This is a genomic window from Rheinheimera mangrovi (genome assembly GCF_003990335.1).
GTDB lineage: Bacteria > Pseudomonadota > Gammaproteobacteria > Enterobacterales > Alteromonadaceae > Pararheinheimera > Pararheinheimera mangrovi.
On sequence record NZ_CP034683.1, the window covers coordinates 1,202,997 to 1,217,528 of the forward strand.

Genomic DNA, 14,532 nt, shown 5'->3' on the forward strand with positions numbered 1-14,532 from the left:
GATGCGAAATTGGCAGGAAAAACCATGTTCACAGCCGCTGGCTCTAGGTCAGGGGAGGCTTGTAAAGCAAGGCCTGAGCCTTTGTTTGGCCATTTTAGTAACCACAGCCTGTACACCCACAGTGCAGGTGGCTATGCCAAATGAGCCCATTAATATCAATTTGAATGTCAAAATTCAGCATGAAATTTTGATTAAAGTGGACAAAGAACTGGACGAATTAATCAGTGATTCCAGCGGTTTATTTTAAGGAAGCCAAGATATGAAAACTTTAACTAAATTAGCCCTTTCAGCTGTATTTGCTATCAGTTTGCCTGTAATGTCCATGGATTTACAACAAGCTATGTCGGCCTTAGGCGCGGCAAAAACTCAGGGCTTGGTTGGTGAACAACCAAACGGTTACTTGGGCGTAGTGGGCTCATCAGCTCAAGCCAAAGAAATAGCGGAATTAATTAACAAAGCCCGCAAAGCTGAGTATCAAAAACTGGCCGCTAAAAACGGCATTCAGTTAGCTGATGTCGAAGCTATTGCAGGTAAAAAAGCCATTGAAAAAACCGACCCCGGCCAGTTTATTTATCTGAACGGCCAGTGGCAGAAAAAATAATTAACGAACCGGATTCGCGGCTTGCTCACCCACTACTGTATGCCATGGCAGGATACGGTAGCTGCTGACCAAGCCGTTAATCACGTAGGGATCCGATTCTGCAAAGGCTTGAACCTGCGCCGGATCTGCAACATTAAACAGCAGCAGAGCGCTTTCGATGGGCTCGCCAACTGCTCCGCCTAATACCAATTCTCCGCGCTCTGCGGCCAACCAGGCCAATTGCAAATGTTCGGCACGAAACAACACCCGTTTTTCCAGATAATCGGCTGAGGTTTGATACTGCAATAAATAATGCATTGTTACTCCTTCGTTTCTTTATGTCCGCTGTCCGCTTGATTTGTGCGGACACTTTATCTGTCCGCGGACAGTTTTAATTAGTCAGTGGTTTTTCATCATTTAAATATAAAACAATAGCTTACACCAATTTTTTGCGATGGCACGTTCCCTGCTATATCTGGTTAATCAGATGATGGAGAACAGTGATGATCCAGGGTACAGAAAATCAGGATATTCAAATCCAACCGAACAAAACCAGGCAGTGGCGTCGCCCTGTAGTGGCAATTTTGTTTATGGCAGGCGTTAGTTATATCAGTTATAGCCTGATGGCGGCCAGCTCGGCTCAGGCTTCTTTAGTCTTGCCAAAAGATCAGGTGCAACTGGCTATAGTAGAACGAGGCAGCTTTACCCGCGACTTATCAGTGCAGGGTAGGGTCGTAGCAGCCAATGCTCCAACCTTATTTAGTCAGGAAGCAGGCCAGGTACAGTACTTGAAGCAACCTGGTGAAGCTGTGCAATTAGGCGATTTGCTGGCAGTGGTCTCCAGTCCGGCTTTAGATAACGAGTTGGAACAACAACGGGCTTTGCTCGCCAGTATGGAATCCGATTTTGAGCGTTCAGCTTTATTAGCCCGTGAACTGCAACTGGATATGGAACAAGTGCAAAACACAGCTCAGGTGAATTTAGTGGCTGCGAAACGTGAGCTGGCCCGGGCTGAACAATCGATCAAAATGGGGGTGATTCGCCAACTGGATTACGACGTCGCCAAAGACAAATTATTACAGGCTGAGCTGGAATTTGATCATGCCAAACGCAAGGTCGCATTGGCCACTGATAAATTGAGTTTCGAAAAAAAGTCTGGTCAGTCCGCCTTAGCTCGTCAGGCTTTGGTGGTTGCTGAACTGGATCGGAAACTGGCGGCATTACAAATTAAAGCACCTGTCACGGGTCAGGTCGGCAACTGGCTGGTCGAGCAGCAAAGCCATGTAGTGGCGGGCACTGGGTTATTGACTGTTATCGACTTAAGCCGTTACGAGGCCGAGCTGTCGGTGCAGGAAAGTTATATCCGCGATTTAGCTGTAGGTATGTTAGTTGAAGTGAATTTGGGCAATCAGCAACTCAAAGGTGAGCTGAGCCATATAGCGCCTGAAGTCAAAGACAACTTAGTCACAGCCCGTGTCCGTTTTTCTCAGAACGACAGCACCAGCTTACGTCAAAACCAGCGTTTATCAGCCCGCGTCATTATTGAGCAAAAAGACAATGTACTTCGCATTAAACGTGGCGACTTTGTTGGCTCTGGTGCCAGCCGTATTGCTTATCAGGTGACGAATAATCTGGCGGTGAAAACCCCGGTGGTGTTAGGTGCATCGTCCGTGCAGTACGTCGAAATATTACAAGGTGCCAAAGAAGGTGACCAATGGGTCATTTCTAATCTGGATGAATTTAAGCAACAAGACAGAGTTCAACTGAACTAAGGCTTTCACAGGAATCTTGGGCTTGAGCCCTAAAGGAGAAAATCATGATTAAAATTAATAACCTGAGCAAAATTTTCCGAACCGACTTAATTGAAACTCATGCCCTGCGTCAGATTAATCTGCAGGTGAACGAAGGCGAATTTGCCGCTTTAACTGGCCCGTCTGGTTCCGGTAAATCTACCTTGCTGAATGTGCTTGGCACTTTAGAAAGTTTTGATCAGGGCGATTATTTACTGGACGGCCGCTCTGTCAAAGGCTTGTCGGACCGGGAACTGTCAGCACTTCGCAATGAAAAAATAGGTTTTATTTTTCAGGGCTTTAACCTGATTAAAGATTTCAGCTTGTTCGACAATATCGAGCTGCCGCTGCGTTACCGTGGTTTTAGTGCAGCTGAGCGTAAACGCCGGGTGGAACAGGCGCTGGAAACTGTGGGTTTAGCGGCGCGCCGTGATTATCACCCAAGCCAGCTGTCTGGTGGTCAGCAGCAACGTGTCGCTATAGCCCGGGCTATTGCCGGTGAGCCACGCATTCTGCTGGCGGATGAACCTACAGGGAATCTGGACTCACTGATGGCGCGTCAGGTGATGGAGCTGTTGGAAAAAATTAACCAGCAAGGTTGCACCATTCTAATGGTGACACACGATCCGGATCAGGCCCGTCGTGCCAACCGTCATATTCAGATTGTTGATGGACAGCTGAATGACGCGACATTATATGAACCTCTTGGGTACGAACCTTTAGTCGCAGGAGCTTAAGATGGAAGCCTTAATTCATAACCTGAAGCTAAGCTGGTACAGCATTAAAAGAGCCCCTTTGCCTTATGCTTTAACCTTACTGATTTTAAGTTTAGGGTTAGGCACTTTTTTCAGTAATGCCACTTTGTATTACTGGATGAACCGCGACCCTATTCCGGAAAAAAGCGCCACTCTGTTTATGGCTCGCATTAACTCAGTACCAGGAGATTGCACCGATTGTTTTGATCCGCCCCGGGTCATGAGTTACATGGATATGCAAAAGATGAGTGGCAGCGGTATTACTTCAGCCGAAGCGGCGATGTTTTCCAGCGATGCTTATGCTAAAACTGTAGAAAATCAGCAAGCTACACCCAGTCAGGTGGAATTGCGTATTACCCAGCGTGATTTTTTTAAGCTGTTTAATGTGCCTTTTTTACATGGTGAAACCTGGCCTGATAATAAAGCGCGAATGGAAGTAGTGATCAGCAAAAATACCGCGTTGAAGTTTTTTAGCCGCACTGATGTGGTAGGGCAGGAGATGCTGATTGATGACAAGCTGTATAAAGTCATAGGCGTGCTGAATGACTGGGCTATGTTGCCGCGTTTGTATGACGTCAATGGTCGTCGCTCTGCTGAACCCGCTGAAGATATCTATATCCCATTAGAGACTGCTTACGATCTGGCAATTCAGTCCAATACTCAAAATTCTTATTTTGATGTGGACTGGGATGGCAATATGGCCACTTACCCACAAATGGCCAGAAACAATTTTGCTAATCAGCTGCAGTTTTGGGTGCAATTAGATAGCCCGGAAAAAGTGCAGCAGTACCAACAATTTCTGAAAAATCTGGTGGCTGACGAAAAAGCTGCTGGCCGTCATCAGCGTCCAGAAAGCAATAAGCTGGATAATATTCTGAACGTACAGAAGGCACTGCGTGCAACCAATGATCAACTGGATGCTTTTGCTTTAGTGGCTTCATTATTCTTGCTGGTCTGTGTAGTGAACGCAGGTCACTTATCGTTAAACCGTTATATGGCGAATCAATATGAATTCAGTTTGCGCCGGGCTTTAGGTGCCAGCCGCTGGCAGTTACAAAGCCAGATTATGGCGGATGTGTTATTAAGTTCAGCTTTAGCTTTTGCCGCAGCTTTATTCTTTGCGCAGCTGGGCTTATGGACCATTAACTCCTTATTGCCAGGAACCCGCGCTTTAGCTAGCTGGGACTGGCAGATGTTAGGCGTCATGGCGCTCTTTGTGCTGCTAATCAGCTACCTGGTGACCTTGTATCCAGCCTTAAAAACCTCATTCAGCCCGTTGAATCAGCAGTTAAAACAATAAGGAGATCATCATGTCGGTATTTTTAATTATTAAATCCTTATTACGCCGTAAAGTGGTGACAGCTTTATTGCTGCTGCAGCTGGCTGTCACCTTAGGTTTAGTGGTGAATTCCTTGCTGTTGGCCAGTGCAGCTAAAGACTTGGTGGATCAACCAACAGGTTTAGCGCTGGAACAAATTCTGACTGTGAGGGTGAAACCGACCAGTACAGCGATGCGGGTTGAGCCTGCATTATCCGAAGTGATCAGTCGGCAATTAGCCGCAGTGCGACTTATCCCAGGTGTTGAAGCTGCTGAATACACCAATCAGATCCCTTTACGGCAGGGCGGCTCAAATTCCAATATCTTTGAAACGGACCGTCAGGACGAAAGTAATGTCGATTCAGTGCCATATTACAATACGGGTAGTCAGATTTTTCAGGTGCTTGGCACTCAGTTAGTCGCAGGCAGAGAGCTGACCGAGCTGGATAAAGGCACTCAAAATATTATTCTGACTGAAAAGCTGGCGAAGCAGCTGTTTGCAGAGCAAAACCCTGTGGGAAAATCCACCAATCAGGGCACTGTGGTTGGCGTAGTGTCTGACTTTTATTCGCAACGATATGCCAGTGATCCTTTGTTCGGCGCAATCAATTTTGTGCCTATGGCAAGGGCGGAAATGGGCTATCAGCTGATCATCCGTGTCGCCCCTGGTCAATCTGAAGCAGTGCGTCAGCAACTCACAGATGTGATCAGAAATGCCGAACCAGAGATGGATATTGGCACTGTAATGCGGATGGATGAAAATCGTGATGAAGTATTCCGCTCTGAAATTGGTTTAGCCACTTTACTCGCCGTATTAAGTGGTCTGATGCTGCTGGTGGCTATGATTTCTGCCTACAGCCACGCCCATTTCCACGCGCTGCAAATGCAAAAAGAAGTAGGCATAAAACGGGCTTTGGGTGCCAGTAAAGCGCGGGTGTTGTTGGATGTATTAAGTGAAAGCTGGCTGACCACAGCCATAGGTGCGGGTTTTGGTATTCTGGTTTGTTATGCTCTCAATATCAGTCTGGCCAAAGTGATTAGCATACCTGCAGTACCAGTCTGGCTGCCGCTGCTGACACTGGTTTTATTGCTGCTTTGTGTCACACTGGCCACATGGTATCCTGCCAGAATAGCAACCAGAATTTCACCAGCAACAGCAACTAAGACACTGTAAATAACCTGAACTCGGGATAAGCAGCGCCACTGAACAGGCATCTTTTTGTGCCTCTCTGCGTTGCTCTTTCTAGCCATAGTTCACTATGGCGTACGAAAGAGCGCCTTGAGATCCGCAAAAATTTGCACGTTCAGTCAAATGCTGAGTTATCTTCATAAGTTGAATGGTTTATCTCATTGATTTTATTTGTTAAATTGAAATGTCGACACTCATTATCCCGACTTCAGGTTATAAGATGAAAAAAATACTGGTCATCGACGATAACGAGGCGGTGTGCACCGCCCTGATGACCCTGTTTCAGTTGCAGGGTTATCAGGTGTTTATTGCGCAGCATCCGGCTCTGGCCAAAAGCATTTTGCAGCAGCAAGCTATAGATCTGATTTTGCAGGATATGAACTTTGCCCAAGGCGAAATGAGTGGTGCCCAGGGCAAAGCACTGTTTTATCAGCTGCGCTCTGATTACCCGGCCATTCCGGTGGTGCTGCTGACGGCCTGGACTCATTTGGATATGGTAGTGGAGCTGGTGAAAGCCGGTGCTACCGACTATATCGCCAAACCATGGGATGACCAGCGTTTATTAACCACAGTGGCGAACGCACTGAAAATCAAACAACTGACCGAACAAAACTTAAAAGCCGAGCGCAAGCAGCAGGAAAGGTTAGGCCTTTTTGCCGGTAAAGACTTATGCGGCTTAGTGTTTGCCAGCACAGCCATGGAACAACTGCTGCAAATGGCCTTGCAACTGGCTCCCAGCAATGCCGCTGTGCTGATCACAGGTGAAAACGGCGCAGGCAAAGAGGGTATAGCTCAGGTGCTGCATGCCAATTCCAGTCGTAAACAACAGCCTTTAATTAAAGTAAATATGGGCGCATTGCCTGCCGATTTAATGGAAGCTGAGCTGTTCGGTGCTGAAGCGGGTGCTTACAGCGGTGCCAGCAAAACCCGGATAGGCCGTTTTGAAGCTGCAGATGGCGGCACTTTATTTCTGGATGAAATTGGCAACCTGTCGTTATCAGGCCAGATGAAGTTACTGCGGGTATTACAAACCGGTGAGTTTGAGCGTTTAGGCTCCAGTCAGACCCGTAAAGTGGATGTCCGTATTATCAGCGCCACCAATGCCGATTTAACCAAAGCCATAGCTGCAGGTGGTTTTCGTCAGGATTTGTATTACCGCATCAACGTAGTACAGCTGCATTTGCCTGCTTTGAAAGACAGAGTGGATGACATAGTGCCTCTGGCGCGGCATTTTTTAGCAGGACAAAAAAGCCTGACCAAAGCTGCTGAACAGGCACTCCAGCAGTACAGCTGGCCTGGCAATGTACGTGAACTGCAAAATTTATGTCAACGCGCTTTATTGCTGACTTTGGCCGATGAAATTAGCGCCGCTGATTTAGCTTTACCACAAGAGCACAACTCAGCGAAAAAAGCCCTGGATGATTTGGACAAAGAGCAGATAGAACAGGCCTTGCAACAGGCTCAGGGGGTAGTAGCAAGAGCTGCTAAACAATTGGGCATTAGCCGTCAGGCCTTGTACAGGCGCATGGAGTTTTATGGCATTGAACCAGTGTAATTTCTTATGCAGCTGATCCGCCGTGTTTATGTGCTGGTGCTGGCTTTATTAGTGCCGGTTTTTGGCCTTTTGTCTTATCTGAAGGCGGAACCGTTTTGGTTCGGAATTTTTGTTGGCTTTACTCTGCTGATTTTGCTGGTACTGCACCTGGCGTTAAACCCTTTACTGCAGGAAATTGAAGCGCTGAATTTACATGCGCAAAACCTGCAGGATGGTAGTTTTAATGTCGACGCCAATCGTCAGCTGCTGCGTGAATTAAGACCTTTAGCTGAAGTATTGCAGCAAATGTCGGCACAATTGCGGCAGGAACGCGCCACTTTGTATCAGCGTGAATTACTGCTCGATACCGTATTGCAATCCAGCCCCAGTGCTATGGTGTTAACAGATCAGACTGGTCGGGTGCTGATGACTAATCCGGCAGCCCGGGTTTTACTGCATCAGGGCCTGAAGTTTGAAGGACTGCTGTTTGCTGAATTAACGGCAAAACTACCTGAACTGGCCTTGGCAATTCAAAGCGGGCAACAAGGTTTGCTGCATTTAGGCGAACCTGTATCGATTTGGCATTTGTCGGTAAGTTCGTTTTCGCTGAATCAAAAACCACATCAGCTGTATTTGCTCAAACCTATGACTCGCGAAATTCACCGTGAAGAAGTTAAAGCCTGGAAAAAACTGCTGCGGGTGATAGGGCACGAATTAAATAATACGCTGGCACCTTTGTCTTCACTGGCTTACTCAGGCCAGTTGGTCGCTACGGAGCTGCAGCACAAACAGTTGCAACAAATTTTCCAGACCATCAGTGAGCGTCAGCGGCATTTAAATCAGTTTTTACAGTCTTATATTCAGTTTGCCAAACTACCGACGCCGGTATTGGCTCCAGTGCAATGGGCGCGGCTGATTAACCAATTGCAGGATCAGTATGAGTTTGAACTGGAAGGTGATTTGCCACGCCGTGTCTGGTTGGCCGACTCGTTGCAGTTGTCGCAGTTGCTGTTAAATCTATTAAAAAACGCCCATGAATCGGGCTCGGATCCAGAACAAATTCAGCTTAGTTTTACCGAACTGCCAGATCAGTTGCTTATTCGTTTGCAGGACGCTGGTGGCGGTATGACTAGCGAAGCTTTAGCTCATGCCATGGTGCCTTTTTACACCAGCAAGGAGAATGGCTCTGGCATAGGCTTAACCTTATGCCGTGATATAGCTGAAGCCCATGGTGGTAGTTTAAGCCTGCAAAATCAGGGCGCGGGGCTTTTGGTAGGCCTTACATTACCGGCTTCAGGCGCTGGCAATTCCGCTGCTGAACAGGCATGATAAAGCCTGAACTAAAACAGGGTGTTATGGCTGTGTCGGCAACTGAAAAACCAAAAAAACTGAATTTAAAAACTGTCGCCTCCTACTTAGGTGTATCGGTCGCAACTGTCTCTAATGCCTACAATAGACCCGACCAACTTTCCCCTGAATTACGCCAGCGTATTTTGCAGCAATGCACTGAGTTAGGTTACGACGGCCCAAACGCTGCAGCCCGCAGTTTGCGGACTGGTCGCTCCGGCATAGTGGCCATATTGCTGTCAGACACGCTGGAGTATTCAGTCAGCGACCCTGTTGCTAACCAGTTTATTAAAGGTGTGGCTGAGGTGCTGCAAGAGCAGGGCATGGACATGCTGTTGTTGTCTGGTCGTCACGATACCAGCAGCAGTAGCGCTGAAGCTGTGCCCGATGCTTTTATTTTGTATGGCGCGCCCAGTAACCCGGAACAGCTGCAACGTATTATCAAAAGTGGTAAGCCTTTGATCACAGTGGACTGCAACCTGGACCATGTGATGTCGGTGAACGTCGACAACTATGCGGCTGCCCATCGTATTGCCGAACACGCCTTGAAAAAAATGCCGGGTAAAGTGGCGGTGTTGGGGCTGCGTTTAATAGAATCAGACCGGGTTTGTCGTATTCAGCCGCATGAGCTATACAGCACAGAACAAGCTATTTCGCGCCGCCGTTTAGATGGTTATTTAGCCGCAGTGCAGGAGCAAGGCCGCGATTTACCTGCCGATGCCGTCTGGCATATTCCGGTCAATACCCACCATTTTGCTTTGATAGCAGCTCGTGAAGCTTTAACTCAATATCCACGGCCTCAAGTACTGCTGTGCATGAGCGACCGTATAGCCCTGGCTGCTATGGCAGTGGCCCGTGAGCTCGACATCAATATTCCAGATGATTTAGTGGTGGTTGGTTTCGACGGCATTGATGAAGCTGAACGCGCTTATCCCAGCCTGACCACTATTGCCCAGCATAGCGATGAAAAAGGCCGCACTGCAGCCCGTATCTTGTTGTCGGGCGAGTTAGGCGCTGACCTTTTAATGCCATCTGAATTAATAATACGGCAAAGTTGTTAGGTTAGTCTGGTTGCTTCTTTTTGCTTAAACAGGCTCAGTGTATGAAACTTTTACTGCTTCTTTTATCTCTGCTGGTTTTGCCGCAACTGGTTTTGCCACAACGGGCGCATGCCGAATCACTCAAACTAATGAGCTACAACATTCGTTGTGGTTTATGCGAAGCCGAAGGTACGCCTCAGTACTGGCCAGAGCGTAAGTTTCTGCTGGCGCATTTAATTCAAACCCAGCAACCGGATTTAATTGGCCTGCAGGAAGCTGAACTCTTTCAGGTGCATGATTTAATTGCTATGTTGCCGCAGTACCAGTGGTATGCAAAAGGCCGTGACGATGGCAAAACCAAGGGCGAAAGTACAGCTGTTCTTTACCGTAAAGGCAAACTGCAGCTGTTATCAGCCAAAACTTTATGGTTATCGGAAACGCCTGAACAAGTCTCCAAAGGCTGGGATGCCGCCTTAAACCGCACTTTTACTAAAACTCAGTTTAAAACGCTGAAATCCGGCCAAAGCTTTTATTTTTTGAATACCCATTTTGACCATATGGGCCAGCAGGCGCAGCTGCAAAGTGCCTTGTTACTGAAAGCCGAGGCGGAAAAGTTAGCAGCCAACAGCAAAGTGCTACTGACCGGCGATTTTAATGTCGAGCCCGGCAGCGAGCCCTACAAAGCGCTGAGCAAAAGCTTAAACGACAGTGCTTTGGTTGCTAAACAAAAGCTATCCAAAAATGCCGGTACTTTTAACGGTTTTGGCCGCGAGTCCAATAGCCCAAGCCAAACCATAGATTTTATTTTTGTAAGTAAAAACCTGCAGGTCAGCAGTTATCAGGTGGACAACAGAAGATACAACGGTATGTATCCTTCGGATCATGAGGCGCTGGTGGCTGTAGTAGAGCTAGACTGAACTCGGAAAATCCAGCACATTATCTTTTAAAGGCAGAGCAGGCCGTTATCAATAGAAAAGGCAGGAGCAGCTATGAACAGAGGTTTGGCAGCGGTGTTGTTTTTGTTTTGTGGCGTTTTATCTACAGCGCTTTATGCTCAGAGCCTGGACATTCAGCTGCCTGATCAGAAGCTAAGCTGGACGCTGGCCGAGATTAAACAAAAAGTACCAGTGCAGCAGATCAAGCTGTTTGACCCTGTCTATAACAGCGACAAAAGCTTTGCAGGTGTGTCTTTACTGCAGCTGTTAAAAGCTGCAGGTTACAAGTCCGGTCAGGCAGCTGATGAAGTGGTGTTAACCGCCTCTGACGGCTATGCCCCTAGTATGCCACTGGAGTTTTTGCTGGATGATCAGGCTGTATTGGTCTTTGCTGAAAGCGGCAAAAAGGATTTTGACTTTGCGTTAGTCGCCCAGGGCAAAGCTATGGTGTCACCTGCACCCTTTTATCTGGTGTGGAAACAAGGCAAAGCGGTGGAAAAAACCAGACCCTGGCCTTATCAATTAGTAAAGTTAGAGCTGGTTAGTTTCCAGCAACGTTACCCCAAACTCTATCCAACCAACGCAACACAAAACTCAGCGGCATATCAGGGCTTTTTGCTGTTTAAACAAAGCTGCATCAGCTGCCATTCCATCAACCTGCAAGGTGGCGAGCTGGGCCCTGAGCTTAACGCTCCGAAAAACGTTACCGAATACTGGACTGACGATCACCTAAAAGCCTTTATCCCCAACGCCTCCGGCTACAGATACAAAAGCAAAATGCCCACTTTTCCGCAGTTTAGCGCAGAAGATATTGACCACTTAGTGGCTTATTTAAAGCATATGAAGAGCTATAAAGTTCAGTTGCCTTAGGGACTTAGTTGACGAGTTGAGTAGTCTACTTTGGCGTAGCAAGTAAGGTTGCAGCGGAATGGGCATAGTCCACGCAGACACGCCGTAAACCCGTCCTTGGGGGCTCGCGTTTCGCTATCCCTGCGAAACACGGTCTGCTTAGCACTACGCCCATCCTCGCTTTGGCAAAGTTCAGTTTTGTGCCAAAAGAGGAAATTCACTGAAATTTGATTAATCAGCGCTTTTCACTGAAATCAGACATTACTGAAAATCAATAAACCAAGGGGCTCTAAAATTTCGAGAACCGGTAATCCCCCACCTATCAACTGCCGAAACCGGCAGGCGGCGTGCAACTGGAAACATTTAAGAAACGAGTAAAAAAATCTTAACCGGATAAGGGTTAGGATTTCACATTATGGTGGAGCTGGGGGGAGGTTATGCTGTTCAGTGTCGGAAGCCTTTAAATCCAATATTTGATGGGTTTCTGGTTTCGTTAGGTCTACGAAAGTGGTCTACGAAGATTGGCTATTTCAAGGAACTGATGTCCTCGAATATAAATTCGTCAAACCGAAGTGCTTCAAGCTGCTTATTATAATCGACCACCTCGGACGGAGGTTTCTCACCAAGGGCTTTGTAAACCTCCTCAATGGCGCGATTTAAAATCTTTATTCCACAATAGGTATTACTCGAGTAATGCTTGAAGTTCTGGGGATTTACAAAGTTTGCCTGTGTAAAGTCGTCAGCGATTTTTAAGTGCTCCTGTAAACTGCCCAGTGATGAATGTGTGGCCTTGCTCAGAGGTCTATAAAGCAAGTCGTACCAAGATTGCATATTGGCCTCCTTTGCCAACCTCTCTAACTTTCCTATAGATTCAATAGACAAGGAATTTAAAACATTTTGACGTTCTTGCAGCTCAGCAATTTTATCCTCCAATGCTTTAATGCGGTCAGGCCCAATATTCGGATTTTGGGAATGATAACTTTTGTAACTGTTTAGATAAGTTAGCGTATCCTTAAAACTCTGGCTTACAAGTCCATCCATCAGTGCTGTGTTGTTGTTTAACGCAGCTAATTGAAATAGGCACTCTAGTCCTGCCCTACATTGATTCGAGCTTTGTGCTCCCAGACCATATACCGCTAGTAGATGCGAGGCTTGAATTGAGTTTAGTATGCGTGCATACAAAGTAACGGAATGTAGTTGAGTCAGGTTAGATGGATCGATCTCGAGGTCAAACTGAAGTTGCCAGCCCCTCTCTGTTATTATTATTAAGAATTCTGTAAGGGTTTTCTCAACTTCTTCCTTTACCTTTTTTAGATTGCTTCGATAGCTCAAAGCAAGGAATCCCTTTTTATTAAATTGTTTCATCTGTGAATATCTCCCTAAACTTGTCTCTAGTATATCGTGTGATTAAATACTTGGAGCATAGACTTTAAGGTACAGCTAGACGTCCACTGGGCGAACTCCATGAAATCCTGAACAAAAAGATGGATATTGGGTTCTTTTCTCGATAACTTGATGACCTCTAGACCTCAATGTCCATCGAGAAAACCATGACTGTAGTGGCACACTGAAATTTCCCACCCGATGAGCAACCGCTATTCGCTCCTACCACCCCTTCATTCAAAAGCCCCACCACCAAGCCTCAACAAAACTCCTTATAAACAAACCAACTCCAACCAAAACCCAGCTGAAATAAATTTACCTGATACTTGAAGTTTTTTATTGCCACTTAAACGATTAAGATGTAGTTTTAACGCAGGAACAGATGAACAGAATCTGACCAACCGGAAACGTTGTTCTAGTGCCCTGGGGAGGGTGAAAACGCGCCGGTTTTTATGGATCTTGCCGTATAAACCGCTAAGGTGAATAAGACCAAAGATCCTGATAAAAAACAGCGCTGCTAAAGCGCACCACGACAGGGTAGACCTATGCAACAAGTTCACTCTTTAAATACCAGTTCACCAACTTCTGCTGGTTCACCAGCTATCAGTAGTGCAGCGCTGTCGCCCAGCGCTTTTACTCAGGTGAAGTGGATGACCTGCCTGATGTTTTTTGTATTTGCCATGACCACAGATGCGGTCGGCGTCATTATTCCACAGGTCGTAGCGCAGTTTCAGTTGAGCCTGACCGAAGCCGCCGCCTTTCATTATGTGCCCATGCTGTTTATCGGTTTGTCCGGTTTGTTTTTGGGCCGCTATGCCGACCGTTTTGGCCGGAAAAAGGTGATATTGGCGGGCTTGGCTTTGTACGCTGTGGCTTGTGTGGCTTTTATTTTTGGCGAAAGTTTTCTGTATTACCTGCTACTGTTGGGGGTTAGTGGTTTGAGTATTGGTTTATTTAAAACCGGTGCTTTGGCCTTAGTAGGCGATGTTAGTGCTGACTGTCAGAGCCACACCCGATTGATGAACAGAGTCGAAGGCTTTTTTGGTTTAGGTGCTATTTTTGGCCCGGCTTTAGTGGGGTTGTTATTAGCTGCATCACTCGATTGGACTCAACTTTATCTGCTGGCTGGGCTGATTTGTGCCGTGTTGCTGATGATGGCGTCCTTTCTGGATTATCCGGCTTACCAGCCACAGCAACATAGCTCAATCTGGCAAAGTCTGGTGTTGGTGAAAGACAAATACGCGCTGGGTTTTTCGCTGGCCATCGCCTGTTATGTGGCGACCGAAGTGGCTATTTTTGTCTGGTTGCCAACCTTATTGCAAAGTTACGATGGCAATTACACTGTGCTGGCCACTCATGCCATTACCGTATTTTTTATTCTGCGTACCGCTGGCCGTTTTCTGGCGGAATGGTTACTGCTGAGATTTAGCTGGACAGTTTTATTGGCCTGGTTTGGCAGCGCCATTTTTGTCTGTTTTGCCCTAAGTATGTTTTACGGTGTAGCTCTGGCCTTATGGCTAATGCCGCTGTCAGGGCTTTTTATGTCGATGATGTACCCAACGCTGAATTCCAAAGGCATTAGTTGTTTCCCGCGGCAGCAGCATGGCGCAGCTGCAGGTTTAATTCTGGCTTTTACCGCCTTAGCGGCTGCCTTAGGGCCTTTACTGATGGGTTTAGTCGGCGATGCTTTGGGCGATGTGCGTTATGGTTTTTATCTGGCTACTGGTTTTGCTTGTCTGCTGATGCTGGGGCTGTGGTGGAATCACTTAGTGCAGCCTGCGGCCAGACGCTTAGCGCTTGGACATGATTAAG

14 protein-coding genes are annotated in these 14,532 nt (G+C 47.0%); 12 read left to right on the forward strand and 2 right to left on the reverse strand.

The features are described from left to right. The first annotated feature begins 85 nt into the window (after window positions 1-85). Window positions 86-247: a YnbE family lipoprotein gene (locus EK374_RS05480; protein WP_233280339.1), complete on the forward strand. Its 162-nt coding sequence runs from the start codon at window positions 86-88 to the stop codon at window positions 245-247. A 12-nt stretch (window positions 248-259) separates the two neighbouring features. Continuing rightward, window positions 260-601, forward strand: coding sequence for a YdbL family protein (locus EK374_RS05485; protein ID WP_127020889.1), 342 nt, complete (start codon window positions 260-262; stop codon window positions 599-601). Here the strand turns inward: EK374_RS05485 and EK374_RS05490 are convergent, their stop codons facing one another. After that, on the reverse strand, window positions 602-898 hold the full coding sequence (locus EK374_RS05490) for a YciI-like protein (RefSeq protein ID WP_127020891.1): 297 nt from the start codon (window positions 896-898) through the stop codon (window positions 602-604). It lies immediately after the preceding gene. 185 nt (window positions 899-1,083) lie between these two features. Between EK374_RS05490 and EK374_RS05495 the strand changes: the two genes are divergently transcribed. The 9 genes from EK374_RS05495 (at window position 1,084) to EK374_RS05535 (ending at window position 11,358) form a co-directional block, all read left to right on the forward strand. Beyond that, complete coding sequence (locus EK374_RS05495; RefSeq protein ID WP_127020893.1) at window positions 1,084-2,352, forward strand: efflux RND transporter periplasmic adaptor subunit; 1,269 nt, start codon at window positions 1,084-1,086, stop codon at window positions 2,350-2,352. A gap of 44 nt (window positions 2,353-2,396) precedes the next feature. Further along, window positions 2,397-3,107 (forward strand): ABC transporter ATP-binding protein, encoded by a 711-nt coding sequence (locus EK374_RS05500; RefSeq protein ID WP_127020895.1) that lies wholly within the window; start codon window positions 2,397-2,399, stop codon window positions 3,105-3,107. Window position 3,108: 1 nt separating this feature from the next. After that, window positions 3,109-4,425, forward strand: a complete 1,317-nt coding sequence (locus EK374_RS05505) for an ABC transporter permease (protein ID WP_127020897.1) — start codon at window positions 3,109-3,111, stop codon at window positions 4,423-4,425. Between the two features lie 10 nt (window positions 4,426-4,435). After that, window positions 4,436-5,617 carry an ABC transporter permease gene (locus EK374_RS05510; protein WP_127020899.1) on the forward strand — a complete coding sequence of 394 codons (1,182 nt, stop codon included), beginning with the start codon at window positions 4,436-4,438 and terminating at the stop codon, window positions 5,615-5,617. A gap of 235 nt (window positions 5,618-5,852) precedes the next feature. Then, a complete protein-coding gene (locus EK374_RS05515) occupies window positions 5,853-7,187 on the forward strand; it encodes a sigma-54-dependent transcriptional regulator (protein WP_127020901.1) in 1,335 nt (444 codons plus the stop codon). A 6-nt stretch (window positions 7,188-7,193) separates the two neighbouring features. Then, entirely contained in the window at window positions 7,194-8,495 is a 1,302-nt protein-coding gene (locus EK374_RS05520) for a sensor histidine kinase (RefSeq protein ID WP_233280340.1), read from the forward strand. Window positions 8,496-8,521: 26 nt separating this feature from the next. After that, complete coding sequence (locus EK374_RS05525) at window positions 8,522-9,574, forward strand: LacI family DNA-binding transcriptional regulator (protein ID WP_164731936.1); 1,053 nt, start codon at window positions 8,522-8,524, stop codon at window positions 9,572-9,574. Window positions 9,575-9,615: 41 nt separating this feature from the next. Next, complete coding sequence (locus EK374_RS05530; RefSeq protein WP_127020905.1) at window positions 9,616-10,470, forward strand: endonuclease/exonuclease/phosphatase family protein; 855 nt, start codon at window positions 9,616-9,618, stop codon at window positions 10,468-10,470. A 72-nt stretch (window positions 10,471-10,542) separates the two neighbouring features. Beyond that, complete coding sequence (locus EK374_RS05535) at window positions 10,543-11,358, forward strand: c-type cytochrome (RefSeq protein WP_127020907.1); 816 nt, start codon at window positions 10,543-10,545, stop codon at window positions 11,356-11,358. A 504-nt stretch (window positions 11,359-11,862) separates the two neighbouring features. Here the strand turns inward: EK374_RS05535 and EK374_RS05540 are convergent. Beyond that, entirely contained in the window at window positions 11,863-12,702 is an 840-nt protein-coding gene (locus EK374_RS05540; RefSeq protein ID WP_127020909.1) for a DUF5677 domain-containing protein, read from the reverse strand. A 563-nt stretch (window positions 12,703-13,265) separates the two neighbouring features. Between EK374_RS05540 and EK374_RS05545 the strand changes: the two genes are divergently transcribed. Beyond that, a complete protein-coding gene (locus EK374_RS05545; protein ID WP_206099292.1) occupies window positions 13,266-14,531 on the forward strand; it encodes an MFS transporter in 1,266 nt (421 codons plus the stop codon). Window position 14,532 lies beyond the last annotated feature (1 nt).

What these genes read in the sequence shown, in the direction of transcription:
- EK374_RS05485 (WP_127020889.1), top strand. Translation starts at nt 260, where the DNA reads ATGAAAACTTTAACTAAATTAGCCCTTTCAGCTGTATTTGCTATCAGT.
- EK374_RS05490 (WP_127020891.1), bottom strand. Translation starts at nt 898, where the DNA reads ATGCATTATTTATTGCAGTATCAAACCTCAGCCGATTATCTGGAAAAA.
- EK374_RS05495 (WP_127020893.1), top strand. Translation starts at nt 1,084, where the DNA reads ATGATCCAGGGTACAGAAAATCAGGATATTCAAATCCAACCGAACAAA.
- EK374_RS05500 (WP_127020895.1), top strand. Translation starts at nt 2,397, where the DNA reads ATGATTAAAATTAATAACCTGAGCAAAATTTTCCGAACCGACTTAATT.
- EK374_RS05505 (WP_127020897.1), top strand. Translation starts at nt 3,109, where the DNA reads ATGGAAGCCTTAATTCATAACCTGAAGCTAAGCTGGTACAGCATTAAA.
- EK374_RS05510 (WP_127020899.1), top strand. Translation starts at nt 4,436, where the DNA reads ATGTCGGTATTTTTAATTATTAAATCCTTATTACGCCGTAAAGTGGTG.
- EK374_RS05515 (WP_127020901.1), top strand. Translation starts at nt 5,853, where the DNA reads ATGAAAAAAATACTGGTCATCGACGATAACGAGGCGGTGTGCACCGCC.
- EK374_RS05520 (WP_233280340.1), top strand. Translation starts at nt 7,194, where the DNA reads ATGCAGCTGATCCGCCGTGTTTATGTGCTGGTGCTGGCTTTATTAGTG.
- EK374_RS05525 (WP_164731936.1), top strand. Translation starts at nt 8,522, where the DNA reads ATGGCTGTGTCGGCAACTGAAAAACCAAAAAAACTGAATTTAAAAACT.
- EK374_RS05530 (WP_127020905.1), top strand. Translation starts at nt 9,616, where the DNA reads ATGAAACTTTTACTGCTTCTTTTATCTCTGCTGGTTTTGCCGCAACTG.
- EK374_RS05535 (WP_127020907.1), top strand. Translation starts at nt 10,543, where the DNA reads ATGAACAGAGGTTTGGCAGCGGTGTTGTTTTTGTTTTGTGGCGTTTTA.
- EK374_RS05540 (WP_127020909.1), bottom strand. Translation starts at nt 12,702, where the DNA reads ATGAAACAATTTAATAAAAAGGGATTCCTTGCTTTGAGCTATCGAAGC.
- EK374_RS05545 (WP_206099292.1), top strand. Translation starts at nt 13,266, where the DNA reads ATGCAACAAGTTCACTCTTTAAATACCAGTTCACCAACTTCTGCTGGT.